This is a genomic window from Vibrio sp. 1S139 (genome assembly GCF_041439475.1).
Taxonomy (GTDB): Bacteria; Pseudomonadota; Gammaproteobacteria; order Enterobacterales; family Vibrionaceae; genus Vibrio; species Vibrio crassostreae_C.
The window spans coordinates 145,524-162,658 of the sequence record NZ_JBGOOD010000002.1; the positions used below are offsets into that span (position 1 = coordinate 145,524).

The following is a 17,135-nucleotide window of genomic DNA, read 5'->3' on the forward strand; positions in this document are numbered from 1 at the left end:
AATCAATAAAGTAATTATATGAAATATAAAAATGAATGAATCATAAATAAAGTTCAAGAATGAACTCAATATTTCACTGAGAGGTGTCAAATGAACAGCACACTTTTTCTTACAGGCTTCGGCGTGTACGTATGTTTTCTAATTTGGTTAGGCTGGTTTGTCTCGCGTAATCAAAAATCTGGCGAAGATTTCTTATTAGGCGGCCGTGGCCTGCCATTATTCTTAGTACTTGGTACAACGGTTGCGACTATGGTCGGCACGGGTTCAAGTATGGGCGCGGTTGGCTTCGGCTACGCAAATGGCTGGGCAGGTGCTCTGTACGGAATTGGCGGTGCTGTGGGCATCCTATTGCTTGCACTTTGGTTTGCTCCGGTTCGTAAACTGAACTTCATGACCATGAGTGAAGAGCTGGCTTATTACGTTGGCGCTAACCGAATCGTAAAAAACGTGGTTGGCCTACTTATCTTTATCGCGTCAATCGGTTGGTTAGGTGCGCACATTCTAGGTGGCGGCATGTACCTAGCGTGGATTGCAGACATCGACCTTAACCTTGCGAAAATTATTATTGCTGCAGCTTTCACTATCTACGTTGTTATCGGTGGTTACACAGCAGTTGTATGGACCGATACGATTCAAGCAATCATCCTTTTTGCTGGCTTCATCCTAATGGCGGTAATGTCTGTTGATCACATTGGTGGCATGGATAACCTTTACGCTGCGATGGACCCTGCTGCTACAAGCTTTTTAGCAATCGATAAACTGGGCATTCTGCCTGCTGTTTCTCTGGCTGTGGTTATCGGTGTGGGCGTACTTGCAACACCTTCATTCCGTCAGCGTATCTACTCTGGTAAAGATGTTTCAACTATCCGTTGCTCATTTGTCGCTTCTGGTGTGTTGTACCTTTTCTTCTCTATTATTCCAGCAATCATTGGTATGGCTGCGCACGCAATCGACCCATCATTGGATAACCCGAACTACTCGTTCCCATACGTAGCTGCAACGGTTCTTCCAGTTGGCGTAGGCATGATTGTTCTTATCGCAGGTCTATCTGCAACCATGTCGAGTGCAAGCTCAGATGCGATTGCCGGTGTATCTATCCTACTGCGTGACGTGTACGTGATGTTCACAGGCCGCGTACCAAACAAAGAATCAATGTTGAACTACTCTCGTCTAGCTTTGGTTGTGGTGATTGGCTTCGCACTACTGTTCGCACTGACGTCAAACGACATCATTGGCTACATCACTAAGATGATTTCAACGGTTATGTCGGGCATGTTTGTGTGCGGTATGTTGGGTAAATTCTGGAAACGCTACAACTGGCAAGGTGCGCTTGCAACACTAGCGGGTGCTTCTGTAGCTTCATTCGTAGTAATGTTAAACGCTGACTACACAGCCTTCTGGGGCAACCCAGTTATCCCATCATGTCTGTTTGCTCTAACGGCAGGTGTGGTTGTGAGCCTAGTGACTCCGGCTAACCAAGTAACACCTGAAATGGCAAAAGCGATTCTTGATGACGAGCGTGCTCTGATGGAGATGGAAATGTCTGAGACTGGCGTACTTGAAGAAGAAGCGGCACCTCAACGTCCTGCAAATCAAACAAGCTAAACCTAGTCTCCACAACTGGTTTGCTTAATTCAGGTCCTGCTTAGTGGCAGGGCCTTCTCCCACATATATCTCTCTATTTTAGGATCGGCTATGCCTGCATCTTCTCATTTCAATATTGCTTTCTTCGGCGAATGTATGGTCGAAATAAGCGGCTCTCCATTAACCAAAAAATTTGGCGGTGACACGCTCAATACCGCGCTTTACCTTTCTCGCTTAACCCAACATCAAAACCTGTCTGTTCATTACGCGACTGGTTTGGGTAGCGATGAACTGTCTCAAAACATGATTGATAGCTGGCAACTAGAAGGCATTCAAACCAATTTCGTTGAACGTATTCCAAACAAGTTGCCCGGTTTGTACATGGTAGAAACGGACGAAACGGGTGAGCGACATTTCCACTATTGGCGCAATGACGCGGCAGTAAAATCTTACTTTCAAACTGACGACCTGAATAAGCTTGAAATCGCGCTGACAGAGAAACAAGTCGACGCGGTGTACATCAGCGGTATCAGTATCGCGATTTTAGATGACACCTCACGTGAACGTCTGTTGAAAGCCATTGGTGTGTTCTCAAATCAAGGCGGAAAGCTGATTTTTGATAACAACTATCGCCCGCAACTTTGGACGACTGAACAAGCTCAGCATTGGTACGCCAAGTTACTACCATTGGTCGACATTGCACTGATTACCGAAGACGACGACCTGCTGGTTTGGGGCAATGGCGAGAGCGTTCAACAACGCTGCCTTCGCTTAGGCTGCCAAGAGATCGTCATCAAACGTGGCTGTGAGCCATGCAAGATTGTTCAAGTTGAACAAGGCGATGTTGTTGAGAGTTATGTATCCGCGACTCGTGTTTCTAACGTGGTCGACACCTGCGCTGCGGGCGATTCATTCGCTGCGGGTTATTTAGCTGCGCGTCTTACTGGCGAGAGCGCCACCGACGCAGCCGAATTTGGCTACCAACTGGCTTCCATCGTTATTCAATACTCTGGCGCAATAATCCCTATGAGCCAACTGATTAAAAAATAAAAAGCGGAACTATTATGTCTCAAGAAATGATCAACACACTTAAGCAGTTCAAAGTTATCCCTGTTATCCAAATCAACAAGGTGGAACATGCGATTCCACTAGCAAAAGTGTTGGTAGAAAACGGCCTGCCAGTAGCAGAAGTGACGTTCCGTACCGAAGCGGCAGCGGATTCGATTCGTGCGATGCGTGATGCCTACCCAGAGATGTGTATCGGTGCAGGTACAGTACTCACACCTGCGCAGATCGACCTTGCGAAAGAGGCGGGCAGCGAATTCATCGTAGCACCGGGCTTGAATCCCAACACAGTAAAACGTTGCCAAGAGATCGGTATGCCAATCGTTCCTGGCGTAAACAACCCAAGCCAAGTAGAGCAAGCGTTGGAGCTAGGTCTTAACTTTTTGAAGTTCTTCCCAGCAGAAGCGTCTGGTGGGATCAATATGGTGAAATCTCTGTTAGCGCCATACGTTGATGTGTCTTTAATGCCAACGGGAGGTATCGGCAAGCACAACGTGAATGACTACCTAGCCGTGGATCGCGTGGTGTGCTGTGGCGGTACTTGGATGGTATCTCCGAAGATGATCGAGAATGAACAGTGGGACGAGATCGCGGAGTTAGTTAGAGAAGCGGTCGCTCTTGTGAACTAACGAGAAGCGTTTGGAATAAAGATAAGTGTTTTAAATAAAGATAAACAACAGCAGTGGTTGATGGTTCTGTTTTGTGAATTGCCTCCGATAAACAAAACAGAACGCCCGTTATATAGGAAAACTAATAATGAAAAAAACTATATTATCCCTATTGATTTCAGGTTCAGTAGTGTCCCCAATGGCGTTAGCAATGGCTCCAAGTACCGATCTAAATTTAATGCCGTACCCGCAAACAGTCGAGCTGAAAGCTGGGCAGGTTAAGGTTGATGGCAACTTCAAGGTTTACATCAAAGGCTTTAACTCTGACCGTGTTGAATACACGGCGAAACGCTTTATTGACCGCCTTGAGCGCCAGACTGGTGTACCTATTCTAAACTGGCAGGTTGATAGCGCCGACCAAGCGAACCTGATCATTGATATCGACGCGGCGCCAAAATCTGAAGTACAAAACATTGATTCTGTGGAGTCCTACAAAATTACGACTCAGGGCGAACAAATCACGCTGAGCTCTCCAAGTCCATACGGCACAATTCACGGCATCGAAACCCTTTTACAGCTCGTTGAAACCACAGCGACTGGCTACCACATTCCTGCTGTCACGATTGTCGATGAGCCTCGCTTCCGCTGGCGTGGTGTCTCTTACGATACCTCTCGTCACTTTATCGAATTCGATGTGCTGATTCGTCAGTTAGATGCGATGGCATCGGCGAAGATGAACGTTTTCCATTGGCACTTCTGGGACGACCAAGGTATTCGCATTCAAACCGAATCATGGCCACGTTTGTGGTCTGAAACCGCTGATGGTAACTACTACACCAAAGACCAAGTCCGTTACTTAGTGGAATACGCGCGTAATCTTGGTATTCGTGTGATTCCAGAGGTGTCTCTTCCGGGTCACTCTTCTGCGGTTGCTTATGCTTACCCGCGCCTGATGTCGGGTGGTGAAGGTCAAAGCTATGAGCAAGAGCGTGGTTGGGGCGTGTTTGAACCATTAATGGACCCATTGAATCCAGAGCTCTATGAAATGCTGGGCGACGTATTTGATGAAGTGACCGAGCTGTTCCCAGACGAGTATTTCCACATCGGTGGCGATGAGCCGAACTATGCGCAGTGGAAAAACAGCGAAAAGCACCAACAGTTCATTGAAGAGAATAATATCGATGGTGAGCGTGGCCTGCAGTCTTACCTCAATGTAAAAGTTGAGAAGATGCTCGAAGAGCGCGGTAAGAAGATGACGGGTTGGGATGAGATCTGGCATAAAGATCTGCCAACTTCTATCGTGATTCAAAGCTGGCAAGGGCACGATAGTATCGGTCGTGCAGCGAAAGAGGGCTACCCAGGTATTCTTTCTACGGGTTACTACCTAGATCAACCTCAGCCAACTAGTTACCATTATCGCAACGATCCAATGCCAAGCGGCATCACGGTTGACGATAAGCTGCACAGTGGCGAAAAATTCGTGACTTACCAATGGCAGAAACCTCGTTCTAAAGGCAGCCCACGTAAGGGAACACTGACCATGATTGAAGCAAAAGACGGCACGTTCCGCGCATTCAGTGATTACAACGGCAAGTCTCGTGAAGAGATCTACATCCTTGATTACGTGCCGGGCAAAACCTTTGTCGGCCACTTCGATAACTTCATGTCGTACACCGAGTTCAACCTGAACCTAAATCCAAATGGGTTTGCGGAAGGCAGCTATCAGTTAATTGGTAACGTGCGCTGGCCAACCACAGGTGAAGTGATTGCGAGCAGTGATGTTGAAGGCAGCGTGATCCCTGAGCCAAATGGTGGCTACCCTGCAGAGTTAACCGACAAAGAAAAAGAGCTGATTTTAGGCGGCGAGATCACCATGTGGCTAGAGAACAAAGACAGCCTCACGGTTGAAAACTACCTATGGCCACGTAGCTATGCAATTGCAGAGCGTTTTTGGTCGGATGCAGAACTGACCGACGAACGAAGCATGTATAAGCGCATGAAAGCGATGGATACATGGTCGGAAGTGTCGGTTGGGTTACGTCACCACGCCGATGCTGACATGTTGTTGAAGCGCATTGCAAAAGGCCAAGATATTCACGACCTGCGCGTGCTAGCTAAATACACCGAGCCTGCTCAATACTACGCTCGCAACTGGGAGAAGTGGAATTCTACGGAACCTAAGGGCACTTTATACAGCCAATACGAGCGCTTAAACCGCTTCGTTGATGCGCTGCCTGTGGAAAGCTACGCCGTGTATGAGATGCAAGACTTGGTCAATGACATGGCGACAGGCAATCAACAAGTACTTGAGCAACTTGCTGAGCATTATCAGCAAGCAAAATCGGCTGCACTAGCGGCTAAAACTGTCTTCGTTGGCAACGTATCTTCGGTAGAGACTGTGGTGGTTGCAGAGAAAACCGTTGAAGTGGCAGACTTGGCGTTAACCTTGATTGCTAAAGCACAAGCAGGCGAGAAAGTAAGAGAAGCAGACGTGAATGCCTACCAAGCGATACTGTCTGATTCGGCGAAAATCTATGATGAATCAATCATCGCGATTGTTCGCCCGACTGAGTTACTGTTAAAGCAGCTAGCTGAGTAAGTCGCGAATTGATTAACTGATAAGTCATACGCTAATAAGTGAATCAAAACCGCCCTCTGTGGGCGGTTTTTTAGTTCTGTCTTCTTTATGTGGTGCGATTTAATGCTTTTTGTTAGTAACTACTCACTATCTATATTCTTCAGCGTTAATGTGAATGTCATGCCTTGGTCTGGGTTGTTCTTTGCTATCAAGGTGCCTTGCATATCCCGTACATTGTTGGCTGTAATAGCTAACCCCAGCCCCAAACCTTCGCCCATTTTTTTGTTGGTATGAAACGGTTCGAAAATGGTTTCGAGTTGGTCTTCTGATACACCGCAGCCATTGTCTTGCACCTTGATGATCACACGTTGTTGATCGGTATGTGCACTGATAACAATGGTCGCGGGTGTTTGATTCTGAGTAGCATCGATGGCGTTTCTAAGCAGGTTACCAAGCACTTGGCGAAGTCGTGCTTCTTCTCCCATTACCATCGAAATATTGGAAGCGATACGCACACGAATATCGACGCTGTCTAGCTCGGTTTGATGAATACGCAGGGTTTCTTGCAGTGCGTCTGTTAGGGAAACAGGATAAGGTTTCTCAAGCCTTTGAAAGGCGAATGACTTCAGCTGGCTAGTCATGTTAGCCATTCGGTCGATTAGGCTCATCACCAGATCCATGTTCGCTTTCAGCATCTTAGTCTCGCCTCTTTCCATCAGCAACTGGTTACTCGAAAGTAGGGTTTTTAGGCCAGTAAGCGGCTGATTGAGTTCATGAGTAATCGCACTCGACATCCGCCCTAGTGCAGCCAGTTTGCTAGATTCGACAAGTTCTTGCTGCGCATCTTTTAGATCTTGAGTTCGCTCTTCGACCCGCAGTTGTAGCGTTTTATTGGCGTTTTGCACCGCAATTTCGGCTTTCTTACGTTTGCTGATATCGATTACGGTACACAGGTAGTAAGTCGTCGCATGCCAAGGAAAGGCGCTAATAGAGAATAAAACAGGGAAGTAGCTGCCATCGCTGCGTCTTGCCATGGTTTCGACGCTAGTTATCTCGGCCAGCTCTTGATGCTGCTCTAAGTTTTTGAGCAGTTGCAAGGTGGTTGAATTCGGGTTACCTGCCTCAAATAACTGCCACGCCTTGATGTTATTGATCATTGAATCAGATAGTGAAAAGTAGTTCTTCGCCATCAGGTTGATATCGTGAATGCGTCCGTGTTTATCGATCAGTATTAACCCAACATGGGTTTTATTGATCATCCCAGACAGTCGTTTCTCAGACTCTTCGATAAGCTTTTGGATTCTCAGATTGCTGAGCTTTTTCTGGCGTCTTTGGTAAAGAATAACCAACAGTAACAGAATGAAAAGACAGCCAACCGCCACACTCCAGCTGATCCAGTTCGTGGTCTGGTTGAGGCTGGTTAATGGCGTTAGGTAGGTTAAACGCCAATTCAGATCGTCTAACTTGATGGACTGAATTAGGTAATCTTTATCTAGCAATCGCCACACGCGAATATGGGTTTGGTCATACAGCTCACGTTTTGTCGCTGTGGGCTGAGAATTGAAGGTGTCATTGAACCAATCGGCACTCAACCTGTTGTCACTGGAGAGAAAGAACTGATCGCGAGGGTTCTGAAACAGTATCGCCTCACCATCGGCAAACCATTGATCGGTTAACAATGACAAATCGATTTGCACCGCGACAATGCCAACCACATCAGAGGCTCGATATACGGGTGCCGCTATGAAGTAATCGGGTGTCACGCCTTTGTTTTTTGTCACCACTGAAATCGCACCACCTTGTTGGTGGATCTTCGAAACAATTGTACTGGCGTTCTTATTGCTCAGTTTGCTTCTTTCAACACTCGATACCAACAAGTCCCCTTCGCCAGAAAGCAGATACCAGCCCTTGGTGTTGGCGGCTTTATCCAATTGAATCAGCTGCTTCTTAATGCGTTTTTCTAGGCGGGCTTCACCATCAATGAAGCGCACACTGGTTTCATCATTGGTTACTAGGTAGGGCAGATAATAGAAACGCTTAAGGGTTCGCCTTGCTTCGGCAATGTAGCCAAGGAAGCGCTGTTCGGCATAGCGTTGGGCTTGTTCAAGCTTCCACTGGCTGATGCCATTCTTGGTGGTGACCTGCACCAAACCAATCAATAAACAGGTACACAGGAATAACCAATATCGATTGTTATTCATCATTTCTGATCAAATCCCTTTAAAATTAGTGGCTTGCCTCTTTGAGCTAGTGGTTTGACAAGGTTTTATGTTTGCTTTTTAAGCGAATGGAGAGTGAGACAAATCGAAGCTAACAAACATTATTAAACTGTTAAAGGAGTGTTATTCAAAGTGGGAGCTAGCTCCTTTTCGTCTGAGGTTTTTTTACATACCGTGGACGATATTAATCAGATGTAGAGTGGCGGAACCAAACTATGCAGCGTATTGCTTTAATTGAAGATGACGCGATTGTGCGTCAAGCAACCAGCCAATGGTTGCAGCTGGCGGGCTTCGATGTCACCGCATTTGAAGTAGGACAAGATGCGTTAAACGCCGTAGAGCAGGGTGATTTTCAAACCATTATCACCGATGTTCGTTTACCTGATATTGATGGTGTTGATCTGCTAGGGCGTTTCAAAGGTCTTGTGCCAGATGTGCCTGTTATTTTGATTACTGGGCATGGTGATGTCGATATGGCGGTGAAAGCCTTACAGCAAGGTGCCTATGACTTCATTGAGAAGCCATTCGACCCAGAGCGTCTGTCTCAAACGGTATCGGAAGCGGTAGATAAACATCAAAGTGGCCAAGACAGAAACAGTCGTCAGAACTATCTGGATAACCTTAAGGGCATTGAGCAGGTGCTGATCGGTCGCAGTAAGGTGATGTGTGAACTGCGCGAGCAAATCCAGAAAGTCGCTTCCATAGACACCAACGTGATCATCTATGGTGAAACGGGTTGTGGTAAAGAGCTGGTCGCCTCTTGCTTACATGAATTCAGCCAACGTAAAACCCATCCGTTTGTTCCGCTCAACTGTGGCGCAATCCCAGAAAATCTCTTTGAAAGCGAGCTGTTTGGACACGAAGCCGGAGCGTTTACTGGTGCGGCCAAACGACGCATTGGTAAGCTGGAATTTGCCGACAAAGGTACAGTGTTCCTTGATGAAATAGAGAGTATGCCGCTGTCGATGCAGGTAAAAGTGCTGCGCACCTTGCAAGATAATGTCGTCGAACGCGTGGGGGGGAATCAGCAACAACATGTTGATCTACGAGTGGTCTCTGCCTCGAAAAGCGATCTACTGAATCACCCCGACTTTCGCCAAGATCTATTCTATCGTTTGAATGTTGCCCAGCTGCATTTGCCTCCACTCAGTGAGCGTGAAGAAGATGCCTTACTTTTGTTTGAACACTTCACCCAAGAAGCCAATTCCGAAACACGTATAGCCAGTGAGGCTGATCGCTATGCACTGCTCTCGTATGCGTGGCCGGGCAATGTGCGTGAACTGCGTAATGTTGCGATTCGTTTTGCATTGGATGAAAGCTTGACCGTTGGGGATATTTTGGCGTGTCGTCCCAATTCTGTCACAGAGTCCACAACGGCGGGCATCCCTTTGGCGGTTCAAGTACAGAGCTTTGAAAGGAAAGTGATTCATGATGCCTTAGTTCGTTATAAAGGGCGTATCAATGACGTGATGCAAGATTTGGATTTACCTCGTCGAATATTGAACCAAAAGATGGTGCGTTATGGGTTAAATCGAAGTGACTATGTTGACCCTTAGAGAGCGGCTTCATCGCAGTGCTTGTTGATTTTTAATGAGCAATAAATGGCTCATTGCATATTTATCAATTTACATACATTGATCACACAACTGCAACATGGTGTGACTTGCTTCCCGATCTACAGGTGTTAATTCCGGTAGCCGATAAGCCAAAAATGGCTTACTTAATAACAGGGGAATAAGCAAAAAACGGCTTATTTTGAATAGGTTTTAAAATAAAAGTAAATTAAAACAAATAGTTAAAAACTGGCATTACGCTTGCTATCTATTGTTGTTAACAAAAATATAACGTGAATAACCCTACATGGAGAGTAACAATGAAATACAACAAGCTGGTTAAAACTTTAGCGCTAGCAATGGCTTCTCTTGGCCTTATCAGTAATGCGTCAGCTGAAGAAGATCGCAGCTATATTTTAGCGACGGCTTCAACGGGTGGTACCTATTATCCAGTGGGTGTGGCCTTAGCGACATTGAGTAAAGTTAAGCTTGCGCCTAAGCAGCATTTTTCTTTAGCGGCTATCAGCTCTGCGGGCTCGGGTGAGAACGTAAAGTTGTTGAACGAGAACGAAGCTCAGTTCGCTATTCTACAAGGTTTGTATGGTGCTTGGGCTTGGCAGGGTTTAGGGCCATATGAGAAATCTGGCAGACAAACTCAACTGCGTTCAGTTTCCATGTTATGGCAAAACGTAGAACACTTTATTGTGCGTTCAGATCTAGCAAAAACAGGTACGGTAAGCGATCTAGAGAACCTAAACGGTAAGAAATTCTCTATCGGTAAGAAGAACTCTGGGACTGAAAACTCAGGTCGTCAAATCATGCAAGGCTTATCCGTGGACCCAGAACAATTTAAACTCGCCTTTATGGGTTATGGTGGCAGTGCGAGCGCATTACAAAATGGCACAATTGATGGTATGAACACGCCTGCTGGTGTTCCTGTTGGTGCGGTGACGCAAGCCTTTGCAGCACTGGGTGAAGATATTCAAATCTTGTCGTTTACCGATGCACAAATCAAACAAGCGAATGGTGATTACAATATTTGGACCAAGTATGAGATCCCAGCAAACACTTATCCAGGTGTCGATAAACCAATTACTACGATTGCCCAACCTAACTTCCTAGCGGTTCGTGAAGACATTTCTGAAGAAGATGTGTATCAACTGACCAAAGCTATCTATGAAAACCTACCTTTCCTACAAGGTATCCATAAAGCAACCAAAGCAATGGCACTTGAGAAAGGGATCGCAGGTCTGCCTGTTCCTCTTCACCCAGGCGCTGCACGTTATTATCGAGAGATGGGCATCGAGATCCCTTCTGAGTTGATCGTTAACTAGCTTATCTTTTGTCAGGTAACTATTGGTTCGTGAGCTAATGATTTGTCGCGAACTAGCTGTTTGTCATCAACTAACCCCTTCGTGACTTAATTGCTTGGTGCACGTTCGCTCAAGAATGTGTTCGTGCACCTCCTCACTTTATGGATTTTCTCTTCGTGTTTGCTGCGGAGAGCAGGAGTTTTCTATGAGCGATTCGCTGCAGCAGGAACTGAAAAAATTTGAACTGCCGACCCGAACGGATTTTCCGTGGGTGGGCAAAGCAATAACGACAATGGGAGTGCTCCTCTCGTTGTTACACATTTGGTTTAACACCTTATCTACCTTGCCTGAGCTTTGGATCTCGGCGACCCACTTCGCTGGCTTTGCGATCATTTGTGCACTCTGGTATCCCGCTCATATCTCGCTGAAAAATAGCAAGATAGCGCTGGCTGTCGACATCGGAATTGCCTTGGCGGCTCTGGCTTGTCTTATCTATATCCCCTTCGCAGAAGACGCCCTTTATGACCGAGGCGTAAAATTTATCGCCAGTGATTGGTTTTTCTCTATCTTGGCGATTGCCATCGTCATCGAGCTGATTAGACGCACTATGGGCTGGTTCATTCCAGTGCTTATCTTAGTGTGTTTAAGCTATGTAGTGCTTTGGGGACAATGGACCAGCGGTATTTTTCATTTTCCGGGTTTAAGCCTTGAGACGTTACTTTATCGAAGCTTTTATTCATCAGAAGGGATGTTTGGTTCGATCTCAAGAATCAGTTGGACCTTCGTGTTCATGTTCATCTTATTTGGCGCATTTTTAGTTCGATCTGGTGTCGGCGACTACATTATTGATGTATCCCGTGCCGCGGCGGGCAAAGTGATTGGTGGCCCTGGTTTCATTGCCGTTATTGGCTCCGGCTTGATGGGCTCAGTCTCCGGGTCGAGCGTAGCAAACACAGTATCGACGGGCGTGATCAGTATTCCCTTGATGCAAAAGGCAGGTTTCCCTTCGCGCTTCGCGGCAGGTGTTGAAGCGGCTGCATCTACTGGCGGGCAGCTGATGCCACCTGTGATGGGTGCGGGCGCGTTCATCATGGCCTCTTACACGCAAATTCCTTATGTCGATATTATTGCGGTTTCCTTCGTTCCTGCGCTTATCTACTTTTTGTCTGTGGCATTCTTCGTGCGCATCGAAGCAAAACGCAGTGGTGTGCAAAAGGTGACTTCTGGCTGTGAGCCTCTATTGAAAGTATTGCTGTCGGGTTGGCACAACCTGATCCCATTAGCGGTGTTAGTGACTCTGTTGGTGAAGGGCTTTACGCCGACTTACGCTGCGGGCATCTCGATTCTGTCTGTCGTGGTGGCTTCATGGTTCTCTAAAAATCACAAAATGGGTCCAAAGGCGATCATCGAAGCGCTTTCTCAAGGCGCAAAAAACATGGCGACCACGGCTGTGTTGCTAGTGGGTATTGGTCTAGTTGTTAATGTCATTAGCACTACGGGAATTGGTAACACCTTCTCTTTGATGATCAACAGCTGGGCGAATGGCGAGTTACTGGTGATGATCGCCTTAATTGCACTGGCGTCTTTGATTCTGGGCATGGGCTTACCAGTAACCGCGGCTTATATCGTGTTGGGTACTCTGTCTGCACCAGCTTTGTATAAACTGATTGCTGAAAGTCAGTTGCTCGACCTGTTGGTTTCGGGACAGTTACCGGAACAGGCGAAAGCTATCTTCATGTTGGCTGCGCCAGATAAGCTTGATTTGCTGAACGCGCCAATGGCACTTGAAACAGCCAAAGAGATGATTGCGTTAGTCCCTGCTGATTTTGTGGAAACTCTGCTTGAACAGAGCCTTGGCTTAGAAGCGATCAGCCTTGCACTGCTTTCTGCCCACTTGATCATTTTCTGGCTATCGCAAGACAGCAACGTGACTCCGCCTGTTTGTTTAACTGCATTTGCGGCTGCAACCATTGCTAAAACACCCCCGATGAGAACGGGATTAATGGCATGGAAGATAGCCAAAGGCTTGTATTTAGTACCATTGTTGATTGCCTACACTAACTTGGTAAGTTGGGATGTGATCTCCGTGTTAGTCACGGGTGGCTTTGCTGTTATTGGTACTTACGCGTTTATCGCGGCGATTGAAGGTTATCTAGAGAGCGAAGTTAATATTATTACTCGAGTAGCGTTGGTTGCGGTAGGTATAGCTCTAGTATGGCCTGATGTTTCAGTCGTGATCCGTTTGGTATGTGTTGCCATTTTTGTTGGCATCTTTATCTACAGCGGTCGTAAATACGATGCTAATCAAGTGAAAATGGAATCAGAAAGTGAGGAAAAAAAGTTACCTCAAACCGGGTCTAACACTGTCGCGTCTTCCCTATAATTAAAAGGATTGAATGTAGGAATATTATGAACTCAATATACGACTATATTATCGTTGGTGGCGGCATTGTTGGCGTGTCGACGGCTTGGCAATTACAGCAAGCTCACCCTGATAAAAGTATCCTTTTAGTCGAGAAGGAACGTGGTTTCGCGCAGCACCAAACTGGCCATAATAGCGGGGTGATTCATGCTGGTGTTTACTACGTTCCGGGCAGTTTAAAGGCGGATTTTTGTAAACGCGGCGTAGAGCGCACCATCGCCTTTTGTAGCCAACACGATATCCCCGTCGAAAACTGCGGTAAGTTGTTGGTCGCGACCAATGAGCAAGAAGTGGAGCGAATGAATGCGCTCTATCAGCGTTGCCACGATAACGATATTGATGTTGATTTGTTGGATCAAGCTCAGCTCAAACTTGCCGAGCCAAATATCACGGGTTTGGGTGCGATTTATGTCAAAACCACCAGTATCGTCGACTACAAAAAAGTCACCGAAGTGATGGCTCAAGAGTTTGTTGAGGCGGGTGGTAAGCTTAGCCTTGGTACGGAAGTGATCATGGCCGATGAGCAAGAAGATGAAGTGCAGTTAACGTGCAAAGTAGATGGTCAGACTCTTCAACTGAACAGTCGATTCTTGATCACGTGTTCTGGCTTGATGGCCGATAGAATGACCAAGATGTTAGACATCGAAACCGACTTCCAAATCGTGCCTTATCGCGGTGAGTATTATCAGTTAGACGCTAAGCACAACCAAGTGGTGAATCATCTTATCTATCCGATCCCTGACCCAGAACTGCCTTTCTTGGGCGTGCATTTAACACGCATGATTGATGGCTCCGTAACAGTAGGGCCAAATGCAGTTCAAGGCTGGAAGCGAGAAGGTTATGGCAAGCTTAACTTTAGCTTCAAGGACACTTGGCAGATGCTGAGCTTTGTGGGTTTTTGGAAAGTGACTGCGAATCACTTGAAAACGGGTTTGGTCGAGTTTAAGAACTCGTGGTGGAAACCGGGATATCTAAAGCTAGTGAACAAATACTGCCCGAGTATTACGGTTGATGATTTTAAGCCTTATCCTGCTGGGATTCGTGCTCAAGCGGTACTGAAGGATGGCACCTTGGTCCATGATTTCCTGTTTGCCGAAAGCCCAAGAAGCTTACATGTATGTAACGCGCCATCACCGGCTGCGACCTCTGCAATGCCGATTGGTGAGTACATCTGTGGCAAGGTAATGAAAAAGACGGCTTGATGATAACTAAAGGTTATTAAGTTGAGATGCTCTCCGAAGACAATAAAAAATCCGCAAGCTCCAATCTATTTATGATCGTGGGCTTGCGGATTTTTAGTTTTAGCCGTGTTTGCTAGGTTTAATTGTTAGTCAATTAACCAACCTTAAAGCCAATCAGGAACGAAGTTAGCGACGATGGTGACATCACTAAAGTTACGGTAACCGCGCACCATGATGCTGAATTCACCCGCTGGCTTGTTCAATACACACTGTTCGTTGCTGCTGTTCTGGTATGGGCGGCAGTCGTAGTTCGCTTTCGATACGGTGCCGTTGTGTTTCACATATAAGTCGGCATCGCCACTTCGAGGGCCGGTTAATGTTACCGTTAACTGACCTGCACTTTGAGTCGTAAATGTGAAGAACTGCTCTTCACCATATCCTGCAGTAAGTCCTTTAACAGGCACGCCATTTTGCAGCTCTTTAGGGCCTGCAACGGGTGAATCAAGGCTGGTTTCGACAAGGTAAGCAATGGCTAGTTTGGCGAACTTGGTCGCGTGTGTCGCCGTAGGATCGGAGTTCTCAAGCGTGTCGTGCTCAGTGTGAATACTTGGGTTGTAATCATTGAACATGCTTTCGAATGGCATGGCAGCTGGGTAGCCAACATTGTGCCAAGAGGCGTGGTCAGAACAGGCATAGCCACAATCATCGAAACCGTAACTGATGTCGCTCGCGTAAGTGTCGATCAGCTCGCTTAAATAGGCGGTGAGGTTGCTGTCGGTGTAGTCCGTGATGAAGGTGATATCGTGCGCTGAACCGTTGTAGTTGGTCATGTCTAATTGCAATACCGATACAACGTTGGCTTGCTCATCTTTTAAAGCGTTGGCGACATCTTGTGAGCCTCTCAATCCCACTTCTTCGGCTGCATAACCATAAAATTTAATGGTCTTGTCTGGCTGAATACCACTGGCGATCATCAGGCGAAGCGACTCTGTTACCGTTGCAATGCCTGACGCATCATCATCGGCTCCTGGTGAGATGGTGCCTTCGCTTGTCCAAGAACCAACCGTTGAATCAAGGTGTCCGCCAACCACGACGATCTCTGCAGGATATTTCGCGCCAAGCAGTGTCACTTCAACAGATTTTTGCGGATATTCAGCATGTGTGATTTGGCGTGCAGAGGCATACGGCACGTCTTTAATTTCTGTTTCCCAACGCTCTAAAAGCCAATCCGAAGCAGCAACACCAGTAGAAGTAGTATAAAAACGGTTGGTGAAGTTGGTTAGATTTTCTATGGTCGTGACCATGTTGTTCGGCTCGACCTGAGCGAGTAGGTCGTTCACTGTGTCTTGATGGCTGATCACCGGCTTTTCGAAGCTGCTCATCGTCAGTGGCATCGCTGCGGCTTTGAGTGCGCTTGCTTTGTCTTCGTGCACCATGTAGCCACCACAACGGTGAGTTTCTTCGTGCATGTGGCTGGAGAGTTTTGCGAGCTCTTTCTGGTTGATTTTCGCGACGATGGAATGCTTGTTTCCTGTCACGCCTGGGTAAACCGTTGCGCCATGTTGAGTCATAATATGTTGTGCGTCCGCATCGGTGGTGATCCAAACCTCTTCGTTCGCTGGTGGTGTGATACCTAGGGATGCGTAAGCCGCAGTACTGTTGATTAGGGTTAACGATCCCCCGAGCACAGCTAAAGCTAGCATGCTTTTTTGAATAGCCATTTGTCGTCCTTTTTATGGTGAGTATTGTTATGTTGATGGGTTCGATTTTTGTGTAATGCGTAGGTTTTTCATGTAGACGTTTCATTCGCTAAATAGCTCATTAGCCAAATAGCGAAAAGGGCTCCTTTCGGAGCCCTGAATTTACTAACGATTATTGTATTTTAATGAAACGGTAGTGCTTGGTTTCTGAACAGATATCGCTTGAGGTACATACTTGGTACTCCACATCCACTGTGCCGTTGTGACGGAACTTGTCGACGTATGAGTTAAAGTCTGTAGCACCAACATTCTTGCCATTACGCTTAATCACGAAGTAGTCATTGGTGTCGTAATCCCATGCCAGCTTAACGCGAGCTTTGCCATTCGGGTTTTTGTTACCAAACTTCAGTTTTAATGGGAAGCCTTCCGCTGAGTCCCCTTCAATCGTAATCGACTTGCTTGTTGATGTTGCAACGCCTGCATCGTCTGTCACGGTTAGAGTAACCACGTAGTCGCCAGCTTCAGCGTAGGTATAGCGAGTCACTTCACCTGTTTGTGTGTTGCCATCGCCTAGGTTCCATTGGTAAGAAACGATCTGACCATCGCTGTCCGAACTTGTGCTGCGCAGCTCTACTTCTTTGCCTACGACCGTGTGTTCGAAAGAAGAAACTGGCGGTACGTTAGCATTGCCTGATCCGTACGATGCTTTCAGATTTGCACCTGCGTAATCTGAGTAACCCAGAATGTTCACCGTGTAGCGACCAGCTGTTGGGTTTTCAATTACACATACTTCATCGGTTACGCTTTCACTCTTACAGATATTCTCTTGAGAGCTTGGCGCATAATCTAGACCGACATCATAGACAGAACCTTAAGCACTAAGCTCAGCGTAAATTCCGTCTAACGTAATGT

Annotated in this window: 10 protein-coding genes and 1 pseudogene; 8 read left to right on the top strand and 3 right to left on the bottom strand. The window is 46.7% G+C overall.

Features of this window, described 5'->3' with window-relative positions:
• The first annotated feature begins 90 nt into the window (after nucleotides 1-90).
• The 4 genes from ACED46_RS01485 (at nucleotide 91) to ACED46_RS01500 (ending at nucleotide 5,856) form a co-directional block, all read left to right on the top strand.
• Nucleotides 91-1,605, top strand: coding sequence for a sodium:solute symporter family protein (locus ACED46_RS01485; protein WP_371720783.1), 1,515 nt, complete (start codon nucleotides 91-93; stop codon nucleotides 1,603-1,605).
• Nucleotides 1,606-1,695: 90 nt separating this feature from the next.
• Nucleotides 1,696-2,634: a sugar kinase gene (locus ACED46_RS01490; protein WP_371720784.1), complete on the top strand. Its 939-nt coding sequence runs from the start codon at nucleotides 1,696-1,698 to the stop codon at nucleotides 2,632-2,634.
• A gap of 14 nt (nucleotides 2,635-2,648) precedes the next feature.
• Nucleotides 2,649-3,278: a bifunctional 4-hydroxy-2-oxoglutarate aldolase/2-dehydro-3-deoxy-phosphogluconate aldolase gene (locus ACED46_RS01495; RefSeq protein WP_017070148.1), complete on the top strand. Its 630-nt coding sequence runs from the start codon at nucleotides 2,649-2,651 to the stop codon at nucleotides 3,276-3,278.
• A gap of 127 nt (nucleotides 3,279-3,405) precedes the next feature.
• Complete coding sequence (locus tag ACED46_RS01500) at nucleotides 3,406-5,856, top strand: family 20 glycosylhydrolase (RefSeq protein ID WP_137001596.1); 2,451 nt, start codon at nucleotides 3,406-3,408, stop codon at nucleotides 5,854-5,856.
• A gap of 119 nt (nucleotides 5,857-5,975) precedes the next feature.
• Here ACED46_RS01500 and ACED46_RS01505 read toward each other — a convergent pair whose 3' ends face one another.
• Nucleotides 5,976-8,039 (bottom strand): sensor histidine kinase, encoded by a 2,064-nt coding sequence (locus ACED46_RS01505; protein ID WP_371720785.1) that lies wholly within the window; start codon nucleotides 8,037-8,039, stop codon nucleotides 5,976-5,978.
• Nucleotides 8,040-8,269: 230 nt separating this feature from the next.
• On the opposite strand from ACED46_RS01505, the gene ACED46_RS01510 reads away from it, so the two are divergent.
• The 4 genes from ACED46_RS01510 (at nucleotide 8,270) to lhgO (ending at nucleotide 14,544) form a co-directional block, all read left to right on the top strand.
• Entirely contained in the window at nucleotides 8,270-9,610 is a 1,341-nt protein-coding gene (locus ACED46_RS01510) for a sigma-54-dependent transcriptional regulator (protein ID WP_371720786.1), read from the top strand.
• 317 nt (nucleotides 9,611-9,927) lie between these two features.
• A complete protein-coding gene (locus ACED46_RS01515) occupies nucleotides 9,928-10,941 on the top strand; it encodes a TAXI family TRAP transporter solute-binding subunit (protein WP_371720787.1) in 1,014 nt (337 codons plus the stop codon).
• Between the two features lie 184 nt (nucleotides 10,942-11,125).
• Nucleotides 11,126-13,303 carry a TRAP transporter permease gene (locus ACED46_RS01520; RefSeq protein WP_229647601.1) on the top strand — a complete coding sequence of 726 codons (2,178 nt, stop codon included), beginning with the start codon at nucleotides 11,126-11,128 and terminating at the stop codon, nucleotides 13,301-13,303.
• Nucleotides 13,304-13,329: 26 nt separating this feature from the next.
• Complete coding sequence (gene lhgO / locus ACED46_RS01525) at nucleotides 13,330-14,544, top strand: L-2-hydroxyglutarate oxidase (protein ID WP_229647602.1); 1,215 nt, start codon at nucleotides 13,330-13,332, stop codon at nucleotides 14,542-14,544.
• A gap of 143 nt (nucleotides 14,545-14,687) precedes the next feature.
• Here lhgO and ACED46_RS01530 read toward each other — a convergent pair whose 3' ends face one another.
• On the bottom strand, nucleotides 14,688-16,244 hold the full coding sequence (locus ACED46_RS01530) for a M28 family metallopeptidase (protein ID WP_371720788.1): 1,557 nt from the start codon (nucleotides 16,242-16,244) through the stop codon (nucleotides 14,688-14,690).
• Between the two features lie 151 nt (nucleotides 16,245-16,395).
• Nucleotides 16,396-17,079, bottom strand: a pseudogene (locus ACED46_RS01535) (PKD domain-containing protein); the annotation flags it as partial.
• Between the last annotated feature and the right edge of the window lie 56 nt (nucleotides 17,080-17,135).

Coding starts and splice junctions, on each gene's coding strand:
- ACED46_RS01485 (WP_371720783.1), top strand. CDS start 91: ATGAACAGCACACTTTTTCTTACAGGCTTCGGCGTGTACGTATGTTTT.
- ACED46_RS01490 (WP_371720784.1), top strand. CDS start 1,696: ATGCCTGCATCTTCTCATTTCAATATTGCTTTCTTCGGCGAATGTATG.
- ACED46_RS01495 (WP_017070148.1), top strand. CDS start 2,649: ATGTCTCAAGAAATGATCAACACACTTAAGCAGTTCAAAGTTATCCCT.
- ACED46_RS01500 (WP_137001596.1), top strand. CDS start 3,406: ATGAAAAAAACTATATTATCCCTATTGATTTCAGGTTCAGTAGTGTCC.
- ACED46_RS01505 (WP_371720785.1), bottom strand. CDS start 8,039: ATGATGAATAACAATCGATATTGGTTATTCCTGTGTACCTGTTTATTG.
- ACED46_RS01510 (WP_371720786.1), top strand. CDS start 8,270: ATGCAGCGTATTGCTTTAATTGAAGATGACGCGATTGTGCGTCAAGCA.
- ACED46_RS01515 (WP_371720787.1), top strand. CDS start 9,928: ATGAAATACAACAAGCTGGTTAAAACTTTAGCGCTAGCAATGGCTTCT.
- ACED46_RS01520 (WP_229647601.1), top strand. CDS start 11,126: ATGAGCGATTCGCTGCAGCAGGAACTGAAAAAATTTGAACTGCCGACC.
- lhgO (WP_229647602.1), top strand. CDS start 13,330: ATGAACTCAATATACGACTATATTATCGTTGGTGGCGGCATTGTTGGC.
- ACED46_RS01530 (WP_371720788.1), bottom strand. CDS start 16,244: ATGGCTATTCAAAAAAGCATGCTAGCTTTAGCTGTGCTCGGGGGATCG.